This is a genomic window from Mycobacterium sp. 852013-50091_SCH5140682, assembly GCF_001665685.1.
GTDB lineage: Bacteria > Actinomycetota > Actinomycetes > Mycobacteriales > Mycobacteriaceae > Mycobacterium.
In genome coordinates this window covers 17,065-41,473 of the sequence record NZ_LZTB01000136.1, presented here as the reverse complement: position 1 = coordinate 41,473, position 24,409 = coordinate 17,065, and the positions used below count along the sequence as shown (strand labels likewise).

The 24,409-nt window shown below is 66.9% G+C and carries 18 protein-coding genes; 6 read left to right on the top strand and 12 right to left on the bottom strand.

The window, feature by feature from the left end; genetic code table 11:
- Positions 1-5 precede the first annotated feature (5 nt).
- The 3 genes from A5784_RS35920 to A5784_RS35910 are packed head-to-tail and all read right to left on the bottom strand — an operon-like array spanning position 6 to position 4,546.
- Positions 6-2,042: a bifunctional rhamnulose-1-phosphate aldolase/short-chain dehydrogenase gene (locus tag A5784_RS35920; RefSeq protein WP_064949621.1), complete on the bottom strand. Its 2,037-nt coding sequence runs from the start codon at positions 2,040-2,042 to the stop codon at positions 6-8.
- 3 nt (positions 2,043-2,045) lie between these two features.
- The gene (gene rhaI, locus A5784_RS35915; RefSeq protein WP_064949620.1) at positions 2,046-3,239 is read right to left on the bottom strand and encodes an L-rhamnose isomerase; all 1,194 of its coding nucleotides are present in this window, start codon (positions 3,237-3,239) and stop codon (positions 2,046-2,048) included.
- Positions 3,236-4,546 carry an MFS transporter gene (locus A5784_RS35910; RefSeq protein ID WP_064949619.1) on the bottom strand — a complete coding sequence of 437 codons (1,311 nt, stop codon included), beginning with the start codon at positions 4,544-4,546 and terminating at the stop codon, positions 3,236-3,238. Before A5784_RS35910 ends, rhaI begins: the two co-directional genes overlap by 4 nt.
- Before the next feature lie 262 nt (positions 4,547-4,808).
- On the opposite strand from A5784_RS35910, the gene A5784_RS35905 reads away from it, so the two are divergent.
- The 3 genes from A5784_RS35905 to A5784_RS35895 all read left to right on the top strand — a co-directional run bounded on the left by A5784_RS35905 (position 4,809) and on the right by A5784_RS35895 (position 8,002).
- Positions 4,809-5,252 (top strand): STAS domain-containing protein, encoded by a 444-nt coding sequence (locus A5784_RS35905; RefSeq protein WP_064949618.1) that lies wholly within the window; start codon positions 4,809-4,811, stop codon positions 5,250-5,252.
- Between the two features lie 366 nt (positions 5,253-5,618).
- Positions 5,619-7,511, top strand: a complete 1,893-nt coding sequence (locus tag A5784_RS35900) for an acyl-CoA dehydrogenase family protein (protein WP_064949617.1) — start codon at positions 5,619-5,621, stop codon at positions 7,509-7,511.
- A gap of 44 nt (positions 7,512-7,555) precedes the next feature.
- Positions 7,556-8,002, top strand: a complete 447-nt coding sequence (locus A5784_RS35895; RefSeq protein WP_232006385.1) for a hypothetical protein — start codon at positions 7,556-7,558, stop codon at positions 8,000-8,002.
- Here A5784_RS35895 and A5784_RS35890 read toward each other — a convergent pair.
- Positions 7,967-9,037, bottom strand: coding sequence for an NAD(P)H-dependent amine dehydrogenase family protein (locus A5784_RS35890; protein ID WP_064949616.1), 1,071 nt, complete (start codon positions 9,035-9,037; stop codon positions 7,967-7,969). The two genes, A5784_RS35895 and A5784_RS35890, sit on opposite strands and share 36 nt — an antisense overlap.
- Before the next feature lie 73 nt (positions 9,038-9,110).
- Positions 9,111-10,097 carry a Rieske 2Fe-2S domain-containing protein gene (locus tag A5784_RS35885; protein ID WP_064949615.1) on the bottom strand — a complete coding sequence of 329 codons (987 nt, stop codon included), beginning with the start codon at positions 10,095-10,097 and terminating at the stop codon, positions 9,111-9,113.
- Positions 10,098-10,154: 57 nt separating this feature from the next.
- On the opposite strand from A5784_RS35885, the gene A5784_RS35880 reads away from it, so the two are divergent.
- Complete coding sequence (locus A5784_RS35880) at positions 10,155-10,760, top strand: TetR/AcrR family transcriptional regulator (RefSeq protein WP_064949614.1); 606 nt, start codon at positions 10,155-10,157, stop codon at positions 10,758-10,760.
- On the opposite strand, the gene A5784_RS35875 is transcribed toward A5784_RS35880, so the two are convergent.
- Entirely contained in the window at positions 10,757-11,329 is a 573-nt protein-coding gene (locus A5784_RS35875) for a TetR/AcrR family transcriptional regulator (RefSeq protein WP_064949613.1), read from the bottom strand. The two genes, A5784_RS35880 and A5784_RS35875, sit on opposite strands and share 4 nt — an antisense overlap.
- 74 nt (positions 11,330-11,403) lie before the next feature.
- Here A5784_RS35875 and A5784_RS35870 point away from each other — a divergent pair, with 74 nt between their 5' ends.
- A complete protein-coding gene (locus A5784_RS35870; protein ID WP_064949612.1) occupies positions 11,404-12,537 on the top strand; it encodes a zinc-dependent alcohol dehydrogenase in 1,134 nt (377 codons plus the stop codon).
- Here the strand turns inward: A5784_RS35870 and A5784_RS35865 are convergent.
- From A5784_RS35865 to gabT, 3 genes are read right to left on the bottom strand one after another with little or no spacing between them, the layout of a single operon-like run.
- Positions 12,518-13,972 (bottom strand): NAD-dependent succinate-semialdehyde dehydrogenase, encoded by a 1,455-nt coding sequence (locus A5784_RS35865; protein WP_064949611.1) that lies wholly within the window; start codon positions 13,970-13,972, stop codon positions 12,518-12,520. The two genes, A5784_RS35870 and A5784_RS35865, sit on opposite strands and share 20 nt — an antisense overlap.
- A 10-nt stretch (positions 13,973-13,982) precedes the next feature.
- On the bottom strand, positions 13,983-15,251 hold the full coding sequence (locus A5784_RS35860; RefSeq protein ID WP_064949610.1) for a Glu/Leu/Phe/Val family dehydrogenase: 1,269 nt from the start codon (positions 15,249-15,251) through the stop codon (positions 13,983-13,985).
- Positions 15,248-16,588, bottom strand: coding sequence for a 4-aminobutyrate--2-oxoglutarate transaminase (gabT, locus tag A5784_RS35855; protein WP_064949609.1), 1,341 nt, complete (start codon positions 16,586-16,588; stop codon positions 15,248-15,250). Before gabT ends, A5784_RS35860 begins: the two co-directional genes overlap by 4 nt.
- Before the next feature lie 116 nt (positions 16,589-16,704).
- Here gabT and A5784_RS35850 point away from each other — a divergent pair, with 116 nt between their 5' ends.
- Positions 16,705-18,174, top strand: coding sequence for a PucR family transcriptional regulator (locus A5784_RS35850; protein WP_064949608.1), 1,470 nt, complete (start codon positions 16,705-16,707; stop codon positions 18,172-18,174).
- A gap of 12 nt (positions 18,175-18,186) precedes the next feature.
- On the opposite strand, the gene A5784_RS35845 is transcribed toward A5784_RS35850, so the two are convergent.
- From A5784_RS35845 to A5784_RS35835, 3 genes are all read right to left on the bottom strand, one after another.
- Positions 18,187-18,459, bottom strand: a complete 273-nt coding sequence (locus A5784_RS35845) for a hypothetical protein (protein WP_064949607.1) — start codon at positions 18,457-18,459, stop codon at positions 18,187-18,189.
- A 101-nt stretch (positions 18,460-18,560) separates the two neighbouring features.
- Positions 18,561-21,344, bottom strand: a complete 2,784-nt coding sequence (locus A5784_RS35840; RefSeq protein WP_064949606.1) for an aminotransferase class I/II-fold pyridoxal phosphate-dependent enzyme — start codon at positions 21,342-21,344, stop codon at positions 18,561-18,563.
- A gap of 132 nt (positions 21,345-21,476) precedes the next feature.
- Positions 21,477-24,266 (bottom strand): helix-turn-helix transcriptional regulator, encoded by a 2,790-nt coding sequence (locus A5784_RS35835; RefSeq protein ID WP_064949670.1) that lies wholly within the window; start codon positions 24,264-24,266, stop codon positions 21,477-21,479.
- Positions 24,267-24,409 lie beyond the last annotated feature (143 nt).

Here is a 24,409-nt window from a genome sequence, read left to right as displayed (position 1 = left end):
AGCGCTCATCGGAGAAAGGCCGCGGCCACCCCCGCATCCACCGGAACATGCAACCCGGTGGTGTGGGAGAAATCGGACGTGCACAGGGCGAATGCGGCGTTCGCGATATTCTCCGGCAGCACTTCGCGTTTGAGCAGCGTGCGCTGCGCGTAGTACTTGCCCAGATCCTCCTCGGCCACGCCGTACACCGCGGCGCGCTTGGCGCCCCAACCCCCGGCGAAGATTCCCGAACCGCGGACCACACCGTCGGGGTTGATGCCGTTCACCTTGACACCGTGCTCGCCCAGTTCGGCGGCGAGCAGCCGAACCTGGTGGGCCTGATCGGCTTTGGTTGCGGAGTACGCGATGTTGTTGGGGCCGGCGAACACCGAGTTCTTCGACGAGATATAGATGATGTCGCCACCGAGCTTCTGGTCGATCAGCGCTCGGGCCGAGGCCTTCGACACCAGGAACGAGCCGCGGGCCATGACGTTGTGCTGCAGGTCCCAGTCTTCAACCGTGGTGTCCAGCAACGACTTCGACAGTGACAGCCCTGCGTTGTTGATCACGATGTCGATCCCGCCGAACGCCAGGACGGTGGCGTCGACGGCGGCCTGCACGGCGCACTCGTCGGTGACGTCGGCTGTGATCCCGATGGCTATATCGGTATTGCCGATCTCTTTGGCGGCCTCCGCCGCCTTCTCGGCGTTCAGGTCGGCGATCACCACGCACGCACCCTCGGCGGCCAGTCGCTTGGCGATCGCCTTGCCGATACCCGATGCCGCCCCGGTGACCAACGCGATACGGGTGGCCAGCGGTTTGGGTTTCGGCATCCGGGCCAGCTTGGCTTCCTCCAACGCCCAGTATTCGATGCGGAACTTCTCCGACTCGTCGATAGGGGCGTAGACCGAGATCGCCTCAGCGCCCCGCATGACGTTGATGGCGTTGAGGTAGAACTCGCCCGCCACCCTGGCGGTCTGCTTGTCCTTGCCGTAGCTGAACATCCCGACGCCCGGGATGAGCACGATCGCCGGGTCCGCACCTCTGATGGGCGGCGTCGCTGGATCCGCGTGCCGGTCGTAGTAGGCCTGGTAGTCGGCACGGTAGGCGTCGTGCAGTTCGGCCAGCCGGGTCTTGGCGTCCTCGATCGACGCGTCGGCCGGCAGATCGAGCACCATCGGTTTGACCTTGGTGCGCAGGAAGTGGTCGGGGCAGCTGGTGCCGAGCTCCGCCAGTCGGGGATGCTCGCTGCGGGAAAGGAATTCGAGTACCCGAGGGTCGTCGGTGAAATGACCGACCTGCGGCTTGTCGGTGGAGGCCAGGCCGCGGATGAACGGTGCGAGTTCGGCTGCCTTGGTGCGGCGCTGCTCGTCGGGCAGCGGCCCGAACCCGGGCAGTGGCGTGCCGAACGGCTCAGGCCGGCCGTGCTCGGCGATGTAACGCTCGGCGGTTTCGATGATCTCCAGCGAATTGGCCTCGGCCTCAGCCGATGTCGCGCCCCACGCGGTGATGCCGTGGCCGCCGAGGATGGTTCCGATGGCCTGCGGGTTGCGCTCCTTGATGGCCGCGATGTCCAGGCCGAGCTGGAAACCGGGGCGCCGCCACGGTACCCACACCACCCGGTCACCGAAAATCTTGGCGGTCAGCGCCTCGCCGTCGACGGCGGTCGCCAGCGCGATGCCCGAATCGGGGTGCAGGTGATCGACATGGTCGGCATCGACCAGCCCGTGCATGGCGGTGTCGATCGACGGGGCTGCCCCGCCACGTCCGTGCAGGCAGTAATCGAACGCGGCCACCATTTCGTCCTCGCGTTCGACGCCGGGGTACACATCGACCAGGGCGCGCATGCGGTCTAGCCGCAGCACGGCCAGCCCGTCCTCGGTCAGGGTACCGAGGTCGCCACCGGACCCCTTGACCCACAACAGGTTTACCGGCTGACCGGTGACCGGGTCGATGGCGGTGCCTTTCGCTGACGTGTTCCCGCCGGCGTAGTTGGTGTTCTTCGGGTCGGATCCCAACCGGTTGGACCGTGCGATCAGTTCAGCGACAGTAGGATTGGTCATGCGTCATGCTCCCCATGATGATTGCGTACCGCCGATCCGCTCGGCGTTGATGGTGTCCTGATATCCCGATGCCGCGAACGCCGCCATCGGATCGGTCGGAAGCCCTCGGTCGGCGCGCCACTGTGCCAGTGCGGGCCGCACGTCGGTATAGAACGCGTCCATGAAGATCCCGTTGGCGCCCAGCACGTCTCCGCTGCTCTGTGCGACCGCCAGCGCGTCAGCGTCGATCAGCAGCACGCGGGCCGTCATCTCCTGGACATTGAGCACCGACCGGATCTGGCCGGGAATCTTCGCCTCGACGTTGTGGCACTGGTCGAGCATCAGCGCGACACCGGACCCGTGCTTTTCCCCGTCGCTTCGCTCGCCCGGACCATCCAGCCCACCGCCGCGCACCACCTCGTACATGATGCGGAACAACTGGAAGGGGTCGGCGGCCCCCACAATGAGATCGTCGTCGGCGTAGAAGCGGGAGTTGAAGTCGAACGACCCGAGCTTTCCCAGCCTCAGCAGTTGGGCGACGATGAACTCGATGTTGGTGCCCGGCGCGTGGTGCCCGGTGTCCAGGCACACCACCGCCCGCTCCCCCAGCGCACTGACTTGGGCGTAGGCGCTGCCCCAGTCCGGCACGTCGGTCATGTACATCGCCGGTTCGAAGAACTTGTACTCCAGCACCATTCGCTGGTCCGGGCCGATGTGCTGGTAGATGGAGGCCAGCGACTCGGCGAGCCGGTCCTGCCTGCCTCGGATGTCACCCTGGCCGGGATAGTTGGTGCCGTCGGCGAGCCAGATCTTGAGATCGCGCGATCCGGTGGCGTTCATGATCTCGATGCAGGCCAGGTGATGGTCGATGGCCTTCTGCCGCACGGTCTTGTCGGTGTGCGTGAGACTGCCGAACTTGTAGTCGTCGTCCTGGAAGGTGTTGGAGTTGATGGTGCCCAGCCGCACGCCGTGCTCGGCGGCGTAGCTGCCCAGCGCCGCGTAGTCGTCGACGGTGTCCCACGGAATGTGCAGGGCCACGCTCGGCGCCAGCCCGGTCAGCCGGTGCACCGTGGCCGCATCGGCGATCTTCTCCCGGACCGTGCGCGGGGTACCGGGCGTGCCGAAGACCTTGAAGCGGGTGCCGGAGTTGCCGAACGCCCACGACGGAAGTTCGATCGCCAGGCTGTCCAGTTGGGCGGGCAGGACGATGGTGCTCATGCTGCAGTCCTTTCCATGGTGGTGACGACGGGCGCACCGTAACGCTCGACCTCGATCTGCTGCAGCGTCTTGCCGCGGGTGCGCGGCGCGCCGATGGCACCGATCAGCAGGGCCACGGTGAGCAGGACGACGAGCAGGATGCCGACGGCGGTGAGGCCGGTGGCCGCGAGCAGCGTCGGGAAGAAGTAGCTCAGCAGCCCGGTCGCGGTGCGGACGACGAAGAACATCACGCCCTGGGCGCTGGCCCGGTACGGCGTGGCGAACAGCTCGCTGGCCCACAGGCTGTAGAAGGCCTGCGCGCCGATGCCGCTGGAGATTCCCCACAGCACCGCGAAAACCAGCATGGTCGGTACGCCGTCGTCGGTGAACGTCACCAGCACAATCCAGGCGATGATCCCGAGCGCGGCACCGATCACGTAGAGCAGGCGCTGACTCATCCGGTCGGCGTAGCGCATGAAGCCGAAGTAGGTCGCGAGCACCGTGCAGCCCCACACCAGGACCTGCAGCAGGTTCTGGGCTACCGGGCTGTGCAGGCCGGCCGTGTCGTACACGCGCGGCATGAAGATGCCGGCCTGCCCGGCGACGGTGTTCCAGAACAGGTAGATGCCGCCGAGGAACAACAGGGCGGTGATGTTGACCCGGCGGGAGAACAGTCCACGCAGACCCCGCGAGCCGACCGCCGATGCCAGCGATGTCGACTCGTGGCGGCCCTCGTCGGCCCAGATCTGCGATTCGGCCAGGCCCTGCCGCACCCACCAGACCACGGCTGCGACGACGAAGAGGTGGCCGAACACCAGACGAGAACCGATCAGACCGAGCGGAGCCAGGGCGGCGGCCAACGCGAACCCGATGAGCGGGCCGATCGACCATGCCAGCTGCGCGGTGCCGACATGCTTGGCGCGCGCGGTCGACGGCGCTTGCTCGGCGATGTAGGTCCACGACGCAGGAACACCCGCACCGACCGCGATACCGGTGATGACGAATGCGGCAAGCAGCATGGCGTAATTCACCGCGAACGCCGCAAGCAGCACGCCGGCCATGTAGACCAGCAGATCGTATGTGTAAATCGCCTTGCGCCCGAAGCGATCACACAGCGGACCACCCAGGATCGCGCCGATCGCTGCGCCAAAAGCGTTGGCGCTCAACGCTGCCAGCAATCCGACGGCGAAGTTGCCGATGCCGAAGGCGGCCTGCCAGAACCCCAGACTCGTGGCGATCGCAATGATCGACCCCGCCTCGATGTAGTTCGACATGGCGACTGCGATGGTGGCCCGCCACCCGGTTGTGGAGCGTGCTCCGATCTTCATGGACCGCCTCTTCCGCAGGGCTGGCGAATTGAAACGTTTCAATTCGTGATGGCGGTCACGTTAGAGGATCGAATGCGACCCCGTCAAGGCCACGGCGGCCCCGCTCGGCCCGATTCCGCTACTGACCAGTACGAATTCAGGTTCTTAGCAAAGTATTAACGGCAGCACCCAGCAGCCTTAGATTGCCCGCTTAGCGTTGTGGACAGGTTGAAGCGACGACGCACAACCCAGCAAGCACAGAACCACCGAAGGGAGGCTGATCATGACTATCACGACCAACACCCCGGCTTCGGACGGCAATCTCCGGTACGTGAACCAGGCGCTCGTCTGCGACGGTGCCTCGATCCGATCACAGTGCCGACAGCTGGCCACGGTGGTGACGATCAAGGGTGACGTCAACACTTTCAACGTCGACACCATCACTGCATACGTACGCCGGTCCACACTTCCCGAGAAGCCACTCGTCGTCGACATGAGCGGCGTGACCGGCTTTGCCTCGCAGTCGATTTCGTTGTTCTACGACGTTGACGAACGCTGCGGCGCTCTCGGTGTGGACTGGGCAGTGGTCGCGAGCGACGCGGTCATCGCCGAGCTCGACGACATCGGCGTGCCGGTCACCGCGTCGGTGGCCGAAGCCCTGCACCACTTCGCCGAAGGCAACTTGGCTCGCCGCCGGCTGCTGCCCCTGCTTACCAAGAGCGCCTGAGAGAAAGGGCTACCACCATGCTGATCGACGTTCGATGGCTGACAAGCCTGCTAGGTCGGCGGCGCCGCGCCGCCCATCGCCACCTGCTCGCCCACTGAGCCCCGCCGGGTGAAGACCCGGCTCCTCGCCACCGCGAAACCGACGGCGTGCTGCAGAGATCATCTGCATGCACGCCGTCGGTTTCGCTTTTGAGGCGTTCGTATTCGGCAGTGGAGCCTCCATCACCTGGTCATCACGCCCTTCAACCCGTTGCATTTTCGGTAAGCCCCCAGCGAGAACGCTGCGCGTGAACCGCGCGGATTGCGGGTATCCCGCACTCCGGACGGCGTCGCTGTCCAGTCGGGCGTGAACTGATGGAGGTCCGCGATGACCGTCAGCGAGGAAGTCAACGAACGACAGGCCAGGCAGGTTGCCGAGCAGGCCCGCGAAGCGCAGTGGCACCAGCCCAGTTTTGGCAAAGAACTGTTCCTCGGCAGGTTGCGGTTGGATCTGGTCCACCCGCATCCGCGGGGTTCAGCCGAGAAGATGCAGCGCGGCGAGGCATTCCTGGCCCGGCTCCGGGAGTTCTGCGAGAGCCACATCGACGCCGCGGTGATCGAAAGGGAGGCGCAGATCCCGGACGCGGTGATCCGGGGTCTGAAGGAACTCGGCGCGTTCGGCATGAAGATCGGCACCGAGTACGACGGGCTGGGCCTGTCCCAAGTGTACTACAACAAGGCGCTCGCCCTGCTCGGCTCCGTGCACCCCTCGCTGGGCGCGCTGCTTTCGGCGCACCAGTCGATTGGCGTACCGCAACCCGTCGCGATGTTCGGAACCGAGGAGCAGAAGCGCACCTGGCTGCCCCGGTGCACCCGCGAGATCAGCGCGTTCCTGCTGACCGAACCCGACGTCGGCAGCGATCCGGCGCGGCTGCACGCGACGGCGACTCCAGACGGCGACGACTATGTGCTCAACGGCGTCAAACTGTGGACCACCAACGGTGTCATCGCCGATCTGCTCGTCGTGATGGCCCAGGTGCCCCCGAGTGAAGGACATCGCGGCGGCATCACCGCGTTCGTCGTCGAAGCCGACACCCCAGGCATCGTCGTGGCCAACCGCAACCGGTTCATGGGTTTGCGCGGCATCGAGAACGGCCTGACCCGGCTGACCGATGTCCGGGTGCCCGCCGCCAACCGCATCGGCCGCGAAGGCGAAGGGTTGCGCATCGCGTTGTCCACGCTCAATGTGGGACGCCTGTCGCTGCCTGCGGTGTGCACGGGAACCGCGAAGTGGTGCTTGAAGATCGCCCGCGAATGGTCGAAGGAACGTGTGCAGTGGGGTCGTCCGGTCGGTGAGCACGACGCGGTGGCCGGCAAGCTGGCATTCATCGCGGCCACCGCCTACGGGGTCGAAGCCATGGTCGAGCTGGCAGGCGAATTGGCCGACGCAGGCCGCACCGACATCCGGATCGAGGCCGCGCTGGCCAAACTCTACGGCTCGGAGATGGCCTGGTTGATCGCCGATGAGCTGGTGCAGATCCGGGGTGGACGCGGTTTCGAAACCGCCGAGTCGCTGGCCGCCCGCGGTGAGCGTGGCGTGCCCGCCGAGCAGATCCTGCGCGACATGCGGATCAACCGGATCTTCGAAGGCTCCACGGAAATCATGCATCTGATGCTCGCCCGCGAGGCGGTGGACGCCCACCTTTCCGTGGCCGGCGACATCATCGACCCCGATGCCGACCTACGCCAGAAAGCGAAGGCTGCCGCGCAGGCAGGCAAGTTCTACGCGCGCTGGCTGCCCACGCTGGTGACCGGTAAAGGTCAACTGCGCACGTCGTACTCCGAGTTCGGACCGCTGGCCGAACATCTGCGTTACGTCGAACGCGCCAGTCGCAGACTTGCGCGCAGCACCTTCTACGCGATGTCGCGGTGGCAGGGCGGGCTCGAGCACCGGCAACGGTTCCTGGGCCGCATCGTCGACATCGGCGCCGAACTGTTCGCGATCACCGCGGCCTGTGTCCGGGCGCAGAGCGACGAGACGAACGACGGCGCCGGCGATCTGGCCGACGCGTTCAGCCGCCAGGCACGGGTCCGGGCCGACCAGCTGTTCGAGCGATTGTGGGACAACACCGACGACTCGGACCGATCGCTGGTGAAAGACGTGCTCGCCGGCCGCTACACCTGGCTCGAGCACGGGATCGTCGACCCGTCGATCGACGGACCGTGGATCGCCCAGGAGGGCGGCGCTGTCCGTGAAGACGTCCACCGACACATCCGATGAACGACCTGTCGAAGGCACCACCTCAGACGTAAACTGGGCAAACTATGGCGTCGGCGAATGCGCACGGCGGCGAATGGGGATACTGGCCTCATCCGGTGCACATGCGTGATCACTGCCTGAGTCGCCGACAGGCACGGCAGATGAGCCGCCGGTTCGCGGACGTCGGTGTCGGGATCGCCGCAGCCCGTCTTCGCGAGATCGCCACCGGCGCCCCCGCCTCCGAAGCGGAGTTGACCGACGTCGAGTTCGCCGTCTGGGCAAGCGAGTTCAAGCATGACGAATTTCTGGCCAAGTTCGAGCGGGCCAAGCGGGAGTGCCTCAAAGGACTCGTCGTCATCGTCATGGCTCTCGTCATGCTGGCGTTCCTGCTGTCCGCGGCCGTGTGCGTGTTGAGCGCGACGTTGCACACCACACCGTTCAACAACGGTCAGATGTGGCAGCCGGTCATCCCCTCCCTATTTGAACCGGCCGGCGAAACCCCGCAGTGGTAGATCCGCGCTCGTGAGCAAGCCGGGCGGCGCGGCGACGACCGATGCGATGGCATTGAGCGCGGGCAGCCCGGTGACCGTCATCCCGATCGATGCGAAGCTGCTCGGATCGGACAGATCCACGCCCGGTTTCGGGAAGATCATGTGCTTGTTGTAGACGCACGGGTCACCCATGATCTGAGTGATGTAGCAGCCCTTGATGTCCCAGCTGGGATCGGTGTGCGGGGTCATCTGCCATTCGAGGTGCGTTTCGATCTTCGGCTCACCGTCGACCAGCCCCTGGTATTTGATGTAGCTGCCGCCGAGTGCGCCCTTGGGCAGCTGGTACCAGCCGAGGTCGACATCCTTGGTGCAGGCGCCGAGCTCGTAGCTGAACGTGACTTCGTCCAGTTGCACGTCGAAGCAGTCGGCCATCAACAGCACACTGTCGGCGAACACCCGGGTGTATTTCTCCAGCATGCCGGGCAGTCGTGGATCATCAACGGACAGACCGTATCCGACCTCTTTCCAGGTGTCCGCCGAGTGGTGGCATGAGACGTCGACGGATTCGATGGTGGTGACGTTGGTGATCTCGGCGACGTCGGCAGAGCACACCACACCGAGGATTTGATTCAGGCCGGGGTTCATGCCGGTGCCGTAGAACGTCGCACCACCTTTGGCACAGGCTTGCGCCAGGAGCTCCGAAACCTTCCTGCCAGAGGGATGCGGATGGTTGGTATCGCGATGCCAGCCGGTGATCCAGTCGGCCGTGGTGACGATGTTGATGCCCGCCTCGAGAACTTTGACGTAGAGGTCCTCATCGGGGAAGACGCCGTGGAACGTGACCACATCCGGTCTGGCGGCGATGATTTCGTCGACCGATCCGGTGGCGATCACGCCGTTCGGGGCAAGCCCGGCGATCTCACCGGCGTCCCGGCCGATCTTTTCCTTTGTGTAGCAATGTAATCCGACCAGCGTCAGATCGGGGTGGGCGGCGATGCGCTTGATCATCTCGGTGCCCACGTTGCCGGTGGCCACCTGGAAGACGCGGACTGTCATGGGAGTCCTCTCTCTATTTTTCCGGCGATTTGTGGAGTTGCAGCCGTGCTGGTGACGGGTAAAACTCCACAAATCACTCGGGGGGATAGAACTGCGCGGCCCACTTCCGGATCGCCGTGAAGCCCTCGTACTCGGCAGAGGCCAAGGCCGGCGGGTCCGAATACCGTTGGTGCGACCAGATGTGGATGTCCTGGGTGAACTGCCGGATCACTTCGTCGCCGAACAGCTGAGCCCGCGCGGCGGTCTTCTCGTCGTCGCGGCCGGGAGTCCGGCCGATGTAGACCATGAAGCGCACGTCGCAGGTGCGGTCGTCGACCGGGGTGACCGCTGAGATCGTGCGGTTGTCGATCATGCCCCAGCTCTTGGTCACCGCGATGCCCAGCCCGCCGTTGATGGCCTCGACGCCGCTGTTGACATCCTCGATCTTCTGCGCGTCGTCGCCTTCGAAGGTGATGGTGAAATCGACATGGGACCAGGGTTCAGCGAAGTCGTGGCGGGTGAACACAGGCACGATCGGCGTCTGGTGCACAAACTTGAAATGCGCGAAGTCGACGCCGTTTTCGAGCACATACTGGGGATGAAGTTCCAGACCCCGACGGAACAACCGCTGCTGCGGGTAGTAGTCGGCTGAGGTCTTGGGGTCCGGCTCGACGAAGTCGGCGAAGATGTCGGGCACCTCGAAGTACGGCTCGCGCCCTTCGACGTCATGCCAGATGTAGACCGATGCATTGCGTTCGGCCACCGGGTAGGTGCGTATGCGGCGGCCGCGGTTGGGGCGGTCCTGGTACGGGATACAGACGTTGCGGCCTTCGTGGTTCCACTGCCAGCCGTGGAACGGGCATTGGATGGCCTCGCCCTCGACATGCCCGCCGTAGCCCAGGTGCGCGCCGAGGTGTTCACAATAGGCGTCCATCACCGTCAACTGTCCGGATTGCGTTCGCCAAGCGACCATTTCGCGATCGAAGTACTTCATCGGGTGCACCTCGCCCGCACCGATCTCGTCCGACCACGCCACCTGGAACCAGCCTGTCGGTTTCATCGACAACGGCGGTTTTGCCATAGACCAAGAATCACAGAGGGTTCTATCAAAAGTCAATACTCGCGTAACATCCCGGGGATGACCGAGCGGCGCACCAACCGGCGTGGCCAGGCCGGCCGAGAGAGCATGCTGGACGCCGCAGTCCACGCGCTGGCCTCGGGCGCCCCCGGCTCGGTGTCGGGCAACCGCATCGCCAAGGATGCGGGCGCCACGTGGGGCACGGTCAAGTACCAGTTCGGCGACATCGACGGCCTGTGGGCGGCGGTGTTGCGGTACACCGCAGAACGCCGGGGGAAGATGCCGTCGCACGCCGTCCCGCACGGAACGTTGCGGCAACGCGTCGCAGGCATTCTCGACGTCATGTACGACGGGTTGACCGCCACCGACTCCCGCGCGATCGAGAACCTACGCGCCGCACTACCTCGGGACAGGACCGAGTTGGAACGCCTCTACCCCGAGACCGCCGCCGAGCTCGCGTCGTGGCAGCGGACGTGGATCGAGGACTGCCAGAAGGCATTTGCCGACCTCGACGTCGACCCGGCCCGGGTGCGGGAGGTGGCACTGTTCATCCCGGGCGCCATGCGCGGCATCACCTCAGAACGGCAACTGGGCACCTACATCGACCTCGACGAGGCACGGCGCGGCCTGTCCAACGCGATCGTCGCGTACCTGGAGAACCGCTAATCGCGGGTCAGCACCCGAAGCAGTCGCTCCCCCACCCGGTCCAGCGGGTCGGTGCTGCGCTCCGCACGGCACATCGCGACCGCTCCCTCGACCGCGGCGACGATCAACGTTGCCGTCCCCGTCGCATCTTCACGCTCCCAGCCGTTTTCCCGCAGGGCTGAGGTGAGGATGGACACCCAGTTGCTGAACGCGAAGACCGCCGCTTCGCGCGGCGCGCTGTCCTCATCCGGCACGTCGTCGATGCACACGGCAAGCACGGGGCATCCGGCCCGGAACTCGCTGTCGACCAGGATCTTGCGCCACATGGCAAGAAATGTCGCCAGCCCCTCGCGCGGCCCCGCAGCCATCGCCTGGGCGAGCGCCCGGGCGGTGCGCTCATCGGCCCACCGCACCGCTTCGGCCGCAAGCTGGTACTTGCCGCCGGGAAAGTAGTGGTAGGTCGAGCCCAGCGGGGCGTCGGCATGCTTGGCCAGCTCACGCACACTCGCAGCATTGAGCCCCCGCCGCCTGAGCATGTCGGCGGTACCCGCGACCAGGCGGGCCCGCGCGTCCCCCGCAGCTTCCGACATCCCCGACCTCCTTGTCTATAACGACCGTCATAGTCTAGCGTGCCTGGTGTTATAACGATCGTCATAGGAGTCTGATGCGCGAGTTGCAGTTCATTCGGACCGGCCGCCTCGCCTGGCGCGAGCGTCCCGAACCGGCATTGTCCGAACCAGGTGACGCGCTGGTGCGACCATTCGTCGCCGGCCGCTGCGACGGCGACACCATGCCGATCCACCGGCATGTGTCGAGAGCCATGCAGGTCGGGATGCGGGTAGGCCTTGTCGACCCCATCGTGGCAAGCATCTGCGGGGCGGTGCCGTTCCGCGGACCATTCGGCATCGGGCACGAGTGTGTCGCCGAGATCCTCGACGTGGGGCCGGAGGTCAGCGGTCTGCAGCGGGGCGACGTGGGCATCGTGCCGTGGGCCGTGTCGTGCGGCAGTTGCCTCGAATGTCTGCGCGGGCTCACCGCCAAATGCTCGACGACGAGATCGACGACGTTGGCCGCGTTCGGGTTTGGTCCGGCAAGCGGTCCATGGGGCGGCATGGTCGCCGATACCCTGCGCATTCCGTTCGCTGACCACATGCTTGTGCGGGTGCCCGACGGCGTGGACCCGCTGCGCGTCGCCGCGGCAAGCGACAACCTCGCCGACGCGTGGCGATGCGTCGCCCCGCCGCTGCAAATCCGGCCGGGAGGCCGGGTGCTCATCCTCGGCGGTGCGGCTCAGAGCATTGCGCTGTACGCCGCGGGTCTGGCGGTACGCCTCGGAGGCGAGGTCGATTACGTCGACGACCGCACCGAACGACTGACGATCGCCGACAAGTTGGGCGCCAGAGTGCACGCCGTCGGTAAGGGCAAGCGCACCGCCGCCGACCTTCCCCGCCGCGACTACGACGTCGTCGTCGAAGGCACCTCCAGCGCAGCCGGAGTCGACCTTGCGCTACGGGCCTTGGCACCTGGAGGCATCTGCCGTCCGGTGGGCTACTACCTACCCCCGGGCACCAAGGTCCCGCTCATGCACATGTACGCCAACGACGCCACGCTGCAGATCGGCGTATCACATGTCCGGCCGGTGTTGCCGGATCTCCTCGATTTCGTTGTGCAGCACGAGTTCCCGGCAGAAGAGATCACGACGTTGACTGCCGACTGGGACGACGCCCCAGAGGCCTACCGGGCCCACACCACCAAGCTCGTGCTGCAGCGGCCGCGGATCAGTCGAACGCCACGCTGAAGTACTGCGTCTCCTGGAACTCGTGCAGGCCTTCGCGAGCGCCCTCGCGCCCGAGACCGCTCTGCTTCATGCCACCGAACGGTGCCGAGGGATCCGAGACGATACCCCGGTTGATGCCGACCATGCCGGCATCGATGGACTCGGCCAGCCGCAGGGCATCCTGCAGGCGACCCGCGTAAACGTATGCGGCCAAACCATATTCGGTGTCGTTGACCAAGCGAAGCAGCTCGTCCTGATCCTCCCAGACGACCACCGGCGCGACGGGTCCGAAGATCTCGTCGGCGAGGATCCGCGCGTCGGGAGCGACCCCGGTGAGCAGCGTCGGCGCGACGTACCAACCATCGGTGGGCGCCTTGGCCTGTGCGGCGATCGTGGCGCCGTCGGCGACCGCGGCCTCGATAGCGCCACGCACCCGCTCGGCAGCCTTGGGGCTGACCAGCGGTCCGACCTGTGACGCCGGATCAGCGGCCGGGCCGACCCGCAACGCGGCGACCTCGGCGCCGAAGCGGGCGACGAACTCGTCGACCACCGCGGCGTGCACATAGAACCGGTTGGCCGCGGTGCAGGCCTGTCCGCCACCGCGGAACTTGGCGATCATCGCGCCCCGCACGGCGGCCTCGATGTCGGCGTCAGCGGTCACCACGAACGGCGCATTGCCGCCGAGTTCCATGCTGGCGTTGACGATTCGATCGGCAGCCTGCTTGAGCAGCACCCGGCCGATGCCGGTGGACCCGGTGAACGAGATCTTGCGGACCCGCTCGTCCTCGAGCCAGGCCGACACCACGGCCCCGGCGTCGGTGGTGGGCACCACGTTGACGACACCCTCGGGCACGCCTGCGTCGGACAGGATCCGCGCGATCGCCAAGGCGGTCAACGGGGTTTCGGCAGCAGGCTTGAGCACCACCGTGCAGCCCGCGGCCAGCGCGGGAGCGATCTTGCGAGTTGCCATGGCAGCCGGGAAGTTCCACGGCGTCACCAATGCGGCCACCCCAACCGGCTTGTGCGTCACCAAGGTACGGGCCGCGCCGGCGGGGCTCATTCCGTAGCCGCCGTCGGTACGCACCGCTTCCTCGCTGAACCAGCGGAAGAACTCGGCGGCGTACATGACCTCGGCACGGGCATCGGCCTGCGGCTTGCCGTTCTCGGCGCAAATCAGCGTGACCAGGCGGTCGGCGTCGGCGATCATGAGATCGTATGCGCAGCGCAGGATTTCGCTGCGGTTGCGCGGCGCCATGGCCGCCCAGGACCGGAAGGCCCGGTGTGCGGCGTCGACTGCGGCCGTGGCGTCGGCCACCGTACCGTCGGACACATCGGCGATGACGGACCCGTTCGCCGGGTCGTACACCTCGAAAGTGGTTGCGGTGCCGTGCGCCCGGCCGTCGATCAGGATGCCGTGTTTGGCGTCGAGTTCGGCGATGGCTTTCTGGTAGTTCACGGTCGGCTTCCTAGGGGTAGAGCCCACGCAGCTGCGCGGCCTGGGCGACGCGTTCAACGGCCAGGCAGGTGGCCGCCGTACGCAGGGGAAGGTTCAATTTGGTGGCGTGCGAGGAGACCTCGTCCCACGCGGTGAGCATGCGCTCGGCCAGCCGTGACTCGACTTCGTCGGCCCGCCACCAGTACGCCTGGTTGGCCTGCACCCATTCGAAGTACGAGACGATCACACCGCCGGCGTTGGCCAGGATGTCGGGCACCACAAGACGACCGGCATCGTTGAGCACCAGGTCAGCCTCGGGCGTGGTGGGGCCGTTGGCGCCCTCCACCACGACCTGCGCCCGGATCCGGTGCGCGTTGGCGGCGGTGATCACGCCTTCGATGGCGGCGGGTACCAGCAGGTCGACGTCACTCTCCAGCAGGTCGGCGCCGGAGATCTCACTCGCGCCGGGGAAGCCGACCACCGAGCCGGTCGCGGCGACGTGGTCTTCGAGGGCCGGCACGTCGAGTCCGGTGGCGTTGGCCACGGCACCGTACTGGTCGGACACCGCGACCACCCGGACCCCCTCGTCGAAGAGGAATCGGGCGGCGTGGCTGCCGACCTTGCCGAAACCCTGTACGGCAGCGGTTGATCCGTCGACGGTGATGCCACGCGAGCGCATCGCGGCCAGCGCCACGTGCACCACACCGCGGGAGGTCGCGGTGGCCCGGCCGAGGGATCCGCCGAGGCTCACCGGCTTGCCGGTGGTGACGCCGAGGACGGTGTGGCCCTTCTGCACCGAGTAGGTGTCCATCAGCCAGGCCATGGTGTTCTCGTCGGTGCCCACGTCGGGTGCCGGGATGTCGTGGGCCGGGCCGATCAGCGGGCTGATCTCGCTGGTGTAGCGCCGCGTGACGCGCTCGAGTTCGGCAGTGCTGTACTGCCGCGGGTCGATGCGGACCCCGCCCTTGGCGCCGCCGTACGGCACGTCGAGCAGGGCGCACTTCCACGTCATCCACATCGCCAGTGCCCGCACCTCGTCGAGGGTGACGTCCGGCGAGTAGCGCAGACCACCCTTGGCCGGGCCGCGGGATACGTTGTGCTGCACGCGATGTCCGATGAGCAGCTCGATGTCGCCGTTGTCCCGGCGCAGCGGGATGCTGACGGTGACCTCACGGCGCGGGGTGGCCAGCACGTTGTAGACGCCGTCGTCGTAGCCGAGGATCGTCGTCGCCTCACGCAGCTGGGAGCGGGCGTCGTCGAGCGGACTCAGTGCGGCGGCGGTTTCGGTCGCGATGGTCATGCGATCTCCGCGAAGGCTGCGGCCAGGATGTCCAGGCCTTCGTTCAGCAGGTGGTCGGGCATCGACAGCGGCGGCAGGAAGCGCAGCACGTTGCCGTAGGTGCCGCAGGTCAGGACGACCAGACCCTGGGCATGCGCGGCGGCCGCGATGCGCTTGGTCAGGTCGGCATCGGGCTCGATGGTGCCAGGCTTGACCAGCTCGACGGCGATCATGGCACCGCGGCCGCGCACATCGCCGATCCGCGGATCAGCGGCGGCCATCGCGGTGAGCCTGCTGATCATGGTCTCGCCCATGGCCGCGGCGCGCGCGACGAGCTGCTCACGCTCGATGGTGTCGACGACTGCCAGGGCCGCCGCGCACGCGAGCGGGTTACCGCCGTAGGTGCCGCCGAGCCCGCCCGCGTGGGGGGCGTCCATGATCTCGGCGCGGCCGGTGACCGCGGACAGCGGCAGGCCGCCTGCGATGCCCTTGGCGGTGACGATGAGATCGGGCACCAGGCCCTCGTGCTCGCAGGCGAACATCGCGCCGGTGCGGGCGAATCCGGTCTGCACCTCGTCGGCGACGAACACCGCGCCTGCGGTCGTGCACCAGTTCTGCAGCGCGCCAAGGAATCCGGGAGCGGGGACGATGAAGCCACCCTCACCGTGGATCGGCTCGATGACCACGGCGGCGACGTTCTCCGCGCCGACCTGCTTCTCGATGAGGTCGATGGCCCGGGCGGCCGCGGCGGCGCCGTCGATCTCGCCGTCGCGCAGCGGGAAGGACGTCGGCACGCGGTACACCTCACCGGCGAACGGGCCGAAGCCGTTCTTGTACGGCTGGTTCTTGGCGGTCATCGCCATCGTCAGGTTGGTGCGGCCGTGGTAGGCGTGGTCGAACACCACGACGGCCTGGCGGCGGGTGTGGGCGCGGGCGATCTTGACCGCGTTCTCGACAGCCTCGGCACCGGAGTTGAACAGCACGGTGCGCTTGGCGTGATCACCCGGGGTGAGCCGGTTGAGCTCTTCGGCGACCCGCACGTAGCCCTCGTAGGGCGTGACCATGAAGCAGGTGTGAGTGAACGCCGCGACCTGCTGACTGACGGCGTCGACGACGGCCGGGGCGCTGTTGCCGACGGTGGTTACGGCGATGCCGGAACCGAAGTCGATGAGCTGATTGCCGTCGGCGTCGACCAGGATGCCGCCGCCTGCGGCGACGACGTAGACCGGCAGGGTGGCTCCGACGCCGCGGGCCACTGCGGACTCCTTGCGGGCGTGCATCTCCTGCGAGACGGGTCCGGGAATGGCTGTGACGAGCCGGCGTTCCTGAGCGATGGCCGAAAGCTCCGTGGTGGTCACGTGCTCCTCCTAAAAACTACTGAGCGGTATTGCCGACCACGTTAGGGAGACCGGAGTCACTCCGGCATGTCAGAGACGCACAATTCCATATCTTCGAACTGTGCAAAAATGGCAATATGCTGACCGTCGGCGACATCCTGCGATCCGAAGCGCTCGGGCTGCACGGGATCCATATCCCGCGGCCCGATGCCGATGTCCGCTGGGTGGCCACCAGCGAATTGGTCGATCCGGCCCCCTTCCTGGAGGGTGGCGAGATCCTGCTGACCACGGGCCTGGAGACCGGGCGCTGGCGCACCGAATGGGACGGGTATGTGCAACGGCTGGCGCAGGCCCGGGTGGCCGGCATCGGGATGGCGGCCGGGCTGACCCACGCCAAGACGCCGACGGGCCTGATCACGGCGTGCCGGATACACGAGGTGAATCTGTTCGAAGTGCCACGGCAGACCCCGTTCGTCGCGATCAGCCGGCACATCGCGCAGCTACTCGAGGAACAGGAGTCCACCGCCGCCCGCGAAGCCCTCACGACCCAGCGTCAGCTGATCTCCGCGGCGGCCAAACCCGACCCGACCACAGCGGTCGTCACGGCCCTGGCCCAGGCCGTCAACGGCGCGGTGTGCCTGATGGCCCCGGACGGACGGGTACTGACCGGCCCGATCGGACCGCGGCGCGCGGACTTCCCGCTCGACGAGGTCGAGGAAGATGTCCGTCGACTCCACGCACACGGCAGGCATTCGGCCGCGGTCCAGTCCCGCCCGGGTCAGTCGGTGTCGGTCTATCCCATCGGATTGCGCGGCAGACCATCGACATATCTGGCCGCGATGGGCCCGATGCGACTGTCCGACGGACAACGGCACGCGGTCACCACGGCGGTGGCCGTACTCGGCCTCGTCGACGAGCAGGACCGCAGCCGCGCGAGGACCCGGCGGCATCTGCGTGGACGGGCCGTCGAGCTGGTGGTCGGAAACGATGCCAGGACAGCGCAATTGGTGCTCGAAGTGGATTGGCCGCTGCCGGTGTTGCCGGAGCGGGTTCGGATTCTCCGGGCGACGGGTCCCGAGCATGACACCGATGACGCGATGTCGGCGCTGGAACGACGCGGGATGCTGGCAGGCATGGTGGCCGGCGAACTGTGCGCGGTCCTGACCCCGGAGCAGACGCAGCAGGCCGCAGACCGGCTGGACCAAACCGGTCTGCTGATCGGCATCGGCCACGCGGTGCCGCTGGCCGAGGCCGCCGCCGGCTACCGCACCGCCGGTCTGGCGCTGGCCCAGGCCACCCCGACCGCGCGCGTGGTGAACTGGGACCGCGTCATCGGCGATGGCCCGCTGGGTTTGATCGACCCGCAGCGGGCCGCGGCATTCGCCGAATCATGGTTGAGCGACCTGGATTCCGAGCAACTGGAGACACTGCGCTGCTTCCTGCGCCACCACGGATCCCGGCTCAAGGTCGCCGAGGAACTCGGCCTGCACCGCAACACCGTACGCAACCGGCTCGAGGCCATCGAGGCGGTGCTGCCGGGAAAGCTCGACGATCCGCAGACCCGGGTCAGCGCTTGGATCGCGTTGCAGGTTCAGCCCTTGAAGTAGCCGAACCCGTAGTCAGCAGGGGTCGCCCGGCGGCGTGTAGTACGGCACGCCTTCGACTGTGTAGCACGGGATCTCGCCGGGCACATACGGCACGTGAGCCGCCGCGATGGCGGCACCGGCGGCGACGTCACCGGCGACATTGGTGCAGCCGCCCGCGGCGAAGTGCCGCCCGTCGGCGCCCGCACACACGTCGGCTCCTGCCGACGGTGCGCTGATCAGGGGTACGAATGCCGTTGCAGCCGCAAATAAGCCGGCGGACAACAACGCGGTGGTGCGCTTGGCCATGTGATGCTCCTACTTGTCCTACAGGTCACCCCGATTGCAGTCATGGTGACAGGTATTTGACGACCCCGTCGGGTCTTCGCAAATCCTGTCGACGCGGGCACTCACGTGACGTCGAACGCCGACTCGGGCAGGTGGTCTACCGCACGTGTGCCGCTGCCGAGCCGGGCCGCGGTGAGCCGCGCGACCGCCTCCTCGGTGAACACCGAGAGCCCGAGATCGGGGTTGTAGCCGTGGATCTCCTTGACGTCGAGTTGGGCGAGGAAGTACAGGATCTCTTTGGAGACCACCTGTCCCGGCACCAACACCGGGAACCCCGGCGGATAGGGCACCACGAATGTGGTGGACACCAACGTCTTTCCCTCCGCGATGCGCCGGCCCGCAGCGCCGAGCGGCACGTACTCCCGGTCTGATTCCTCGTATCCGGCGTAGAACGCCGAGCGCATGTCACCGAACGAGCTGACCGCATCGGGCCGGAACGCGATGTCGAACTCGCTGAAGTCCGGCAGCGGCGGCAGATCCTCGGTGATCTCCTCCACCCGGCGTGCCAGCAGGGCCCGATCGGCCTTGCTCGCCGTGTTGAACTGCCGGTCCAGATCCGTCGCGACCCGGCGCAGCGCATCGAGCAGATAGTGCACGCTCGACCATGTGACACCGATGGTGAAGATCAGCAGCACACTGTTGATCGAGGTCTTGTTGATCTGGATGCCGAACCGTTCCATCAGCACCTTTTCCCGGAAGTCATAGCCCGTCATCCCGGTCTTGCCGATGAACAACGTGAGCCGGGTGGGGTCGAGCACGAACTCGTCGGACCGCCACGCCTCGTTCCAGCCCTCCAACGCGCCCTGGCTGACCTGGCGGTACGACCGCACCTCCGAGGGCCGGTACTGCTCGGGAACCAGATCGGACTCGTCGAGGATCCGGAACCACTTCTTCACCAACGGGTCGATCCGGACGCGGTGCCGGAACACCAGCGACATGTTGTAGGCATACCGGACCAGCTGGAAGCCCTCCAGATCGACCTGGCGCCGAGCGAGGTCCAGCGACGCCAGCAGCTGTTGGTTCGGCGAGGTCGAAGTGTGCGTCAAGAACGCTTCGCCGAACGCATCCCGGCTCTGGGTGTTGAAGTCCTGATCCCGGATGTGGATCATCGACGCCTGTCGCAGCGCCGAGAGCGACTTGTGGGTCGAATGCGTCGAATACACCCGCACCCTGGCCTTCTTCGGATCGGGCAGCAGCTGGCGGTTGACCCACTCGCTGCGCTCGACGCCCTTCATCTCCGCACACCAGGCCCGGTACCGCTCGGCGTACTCACACGATTCCAGCATGGTCTCCAGCCGTTCGGCGCTGATCATCGCGGTGCGGCCACGTGACCACGGCACCGCGGTGGCGAACGCGTACCACGCCTCGTCCCACAGGAAGCAGATGTCGGGCTTGATCGCCAGCACCTCTTCCATCACCCGCTGCGGGTTGTAGACGACGCCGTCGAAGGTGCAGTTGGTCAACAACAGCATGCGCACCCGGTGCAGCTGCCCGGCCGCCTCCAGATCCAGCAGGGTCTGCTTGATGGTGCGCAACGGCACCGCACCGTAGACCGCGAACGACTCCAGCGGATAGGCATCGAGATACAGCGGGGACGCCCCCGCCAGCACCAGGCCGTAGTGGTGCGACTTGTGGCAGTTGCGGTCGATGAGCACGATGTCGCCGGGCCGGACCAGCGATTGCACGACGATCTTGTTGGCGGTCGACGTGCCGTTGGTGACGAAGTAGGTGTGGTTGGAGTTCCAGGTCTTGGCGGCCTTGTCCATCGCCTTCTTGAGATTGCCGTGCGGGTCCAGCAGCGAGTCGAGGCCACCCGAGGTCGACGAGGTCTCGGCCATGAAGATGTTGCGGCCGTAGAACTCGCCCATGTCCTGCAGTGATTTCGAGTTGAAGATGCTCGCGCCCCGGGCCACCGGAAGCGCGTGGAACTGGCCGACCGGAGACTGCGCGAACTCGCGCAGTGCGTCGAAGAACGGCGTCGCGAACCGGGTGCGCATGCCGGCCATCACCGTGCTGTACAGGTCGGTGGCGTCGTTGAGCCGGTAGAACGTGCGGTGATAGATGTCGGGCTCGTACTCGCCGGGCGACGCAATCGACTCGTCGGTGACGAGATACCGGTCGATGTGCGGGCGCAGCTCCCGGATCCACTCTCCGCACTCCACCCAGTCGTGCGTGCGGTCGGTCGCCACCGCCACGTCGTTGGCGCCGAGCAGCCGCGCCATCACCGGCAACCGGTCCCGCGAGCGCAGCGGCAGATCGTGGCGGATGATCGCTGCCTGGATTTCGCCGTTGAGCGCGACGGCGGTGATCGCATCCTCGACGCTGGGCACGACCAGCAGTTCGAACTGCACATCGTCATCCGGATTGCGCAGCGCACGCAGGCTCTCGGCCAAGCCTTCCGGGCCTGTCGATGTCGAGTCGTCGGCGAGCAAGACCGTGTAGTACTGCTGCCGCTTTACCCTCGCTTCGAGCTCCTGCTCGGCCAACGACGAGGACGTGTCGAACAACGCCGCGCGGTCACCGTAATCCGAGAGCAACCGCACCGCGAGCGACACCTCGTCACTGAGCAGCTCGGTTGCCAGATCACCGAGGTAGCCGCGAAACTCGTCGACCTTTGTCGCACCGGGATACAGCCAGTACCGTTCGTAGGCGCTGAGCCGGTCCAGCAACCGTTTCACCCGAACCGTCTCGTGCTTGGTGTCCAGACCCGCGCGGTGCACCGCAAGCAACTGCCGGCAGGCATCGTCGAGCAGGTTCCAGGTGTCGATCCGCGAGTACGACGGGTTGGCCACCGCCGCCAGCGAGGAGACCCGCAGCCTTCTGGTACGTCCGCTATCTCGGTCCATGGTGCGATCCTCGTCCAGCGACCGATTGTTGCCACCGTTTCGCGGAAAACGAGCGCTATCTAACAGTGGCAGCGCCGTCGGGCCGAGCGGACGTACCGTGACAATGTCGCGGTCAATTGCAATGGCGAGAACTCAGTGCGGCCAGGACACCGTGCGCAGCTGCCTGCGCGAACTGATACCGAGCTTGACGAAGACCTTGCGCAGGTGCCACTCCACGGTGTGAGTGCTGATGAACAGCTGCGCACCGATCTCCTGATTGGTCAGGCCGTCGCGGGCCAGCCGCGCGATCTGCGCTTCCTGCGACGTCATCTCATCGCCGGAACTGATGGCCTGCTTGCGCACCTTCTCCCCGGTGCCGATGAGTTCGCGGCGAGCACGTTCGGCGAACGCACGCGCCCCAAACTCGGTGAACATCTCATGAGCGGTGCCGAGATGTTCGCGGGCACTGCCGCGACGCTTCTTGCGCCGCAGCCATTCCCCGTAGCGCAGGTGAACACGGGCCAGCTGTAACCGGACCCGGGTGCGCGCGAGCCGCTCGAGCGCCTCGGTGTACAGCGCATCGGCCTCGGCATCTTCTGCGAGCATGGCGCGGGCACTCGCCAAAACACCCAGCCCCCAATCTGTTCCGCTGACGCCTGCGCCGTCCTCCAGACGTCGCACCGCCATCGCGAGGGCGGCGCGATCGCCCGTGTGCGCAGCGGCTTCGGCGAGCTCGAGCAGGCACCAGCCGTAGAAGCCCAGGTCATCGAACCCGCACGCCTCGGTGGCGGCGGCGAGCGCTTCCTCGTACCGGCCCAGCCCGTTGTAGAGGACCGCCGCCGTGTAGCCGATCACGCCGGCCAGGCGGCCCTCGCCCTTGGCTGCCGCCTCGGCGGTGCCCGCTTCGATCAAGCTGCTCGCCACCGCCAGGTCGCCCTGCCAGGCGGCCAGCTCCACCTTGTGGTATCTCATCGGCTGGTGCCCGATCGCCAGCGAGATCGCGTCGGCCTCTTCCATGAGTGCTGTGGCCGCGGTGAATTCACCTTCCATGACGTGCACGCCGGCCCGGAATGCGATGGCCGGGGGCAACAGGGCCAACGCGCCGGCAGCACGCGCACGCTGAACCATCGCGCCGGACATCCGGTCGAGCAGATCGTCGTCCCACAACTCGCCCGCCGCGGATTCGTGGACGATGGGGTACGCCAGCGCCATCCAGCGCAGCGCCTGCACGTCGCCGGGCCCGGTTGGACTGCACCATGTTTCGAGCGCGGAACGCAGCTGGCGGGCACCGTCGGCAAGCCCGCCCGTGACGCGATGGGCCATGCCACTGAGCAGTAGGTCGATGGGATGCCGCAGATCCGCAACCCGGTCGACGGCGACGCGTGCTGCCGTCGCTACCTGGGTCAGCGCCTCGGGCCGATTGCGTGAGGCATACATCGCCGCAGCGAAGGCTTCGACGTAGGCCTCCCTGGCGAGTTCACTGTGCAGGCTCTCCAGGCGGTTGGCGGCGTCGAGCAGCGCTGCCGCGGCCTGGTCGAGTTGCGGCGCGTCACCGGCACCGCTGCGGCTGCGCGTGAACTCCATCTGTGCCCGCAATCGCCCGACCTCGGCTTGCTGCAGCGCGGTCAGTGGGCTCAGCTCAGCCAAACCGAGTAGTTCATAAGCGGTTTCGAGCTCCGCGACATCACGCTTGGCCTGGGCGGCCGCGATGGCACGCGAGCCGCGCAACTCAGCGTCGGCGGTGAGAATGGCCGCACGTTCCAGGAAGGTCGCGGCCGCGGCGATACCACCGCGGGTCTGAGCCCGCCAGGCCGAGGCTTCCAGTTCCTTTGCGACGGCATCGTCGGGCCCCGCGGTGGCATTCGCGGCGTGCCAGGCCCGGCGGTCGGGGTCGACGGCCGAGTCGGTGGCCTGCGCCAAGGCGCGGTGGACGTCGCGGCGCTCGCCGATGTCCGCAGCGCGGTAGGCGGCTGAACGTACGAGCGGATGGTGAAAGCGGATGCGCGGCCCGAATTCGACGATCCCGGCCTCCTCGGCGGGGATCAGCGCATCGGCCGAGATACCCAGGTGTTCTGCAGCACGAAGAAACAACGCGGCGTCACCGACCGGCTCGGCGGCCGCAGCCAATACCAACCGCCGGGTGTCCGGCGGCAAGGCCTTGATCCGCTCGACGAAGCCGTTCTCGACCCGGTCGGCCGGCAGCCGCACGGCGGCGGGCCGGAAGCCGCCTGCCATCTCCGCCGCCGATATGGTGCGCGGTACCTCCAAGAGCGCCAACGGGTTTCCCCTGGTTTCGGCGACGATACGGTCGCGCACCCGAGGATCGATCCCACCGAACATGACCGACTCCAACAGCACCCGCGCGTCACTGTCGGGCAAGCCGGTGACCCGCAACTCCGGCAGGCCGGTCAGGAAGTCTCCGACGCCGTCGCGCACTCCGAAGATCATGGCTGCCGGTTCGGCCAACATTCGGCGCGCCACGAACCCCAACGTCTGCACCGATACCTGATCGAGCCACTGCGCATCGTCGACGACACACAACAGCGGCCGGTCGTCGGATGCTGCGGCCATGAGGCTCAGCACGGCCAACCCGACCAGGAAGCGGTCGGGGGTCGGCCCGACGCCGAGGCCGAAAGCCACCGACAGGGCGTTGCGCTGTGGTTCGGCCAGCTCGTCGATGTGGCCGAGCAGCGGTGCGCACAACTGCTGCAAGCCGGCGAAGGCCAGCTCCATCTCCGATTCCACGCCGGACACCTGGGTGACCTGGAAACTCGACGCCTGATGTATGGCGTACTCCAGCAATGCCGTCTTGCCGACCCCGGCCTCACCGCGCAGCACCAGTGTCCGACTGATGCCGGAGCGGGCGTCGGCGACCACACCGCGAAGCGTTTCGCATTCCGCGGCGCGCCCCCGCAGCGGTTGTCCTCCGCCCACACTCGTCATCCGCACCATCGTCCGTTTCTCGTGGCGCCCAGCTGCCTGGCCAGCGGCGGTTGGGGTCCGATCACGAAATACTAGTGAGATCCTCCCGCCGATGGAGACCCGGACCGTAAGCCGCCCCGGGAAGCCTTGCTCGACAGATCATT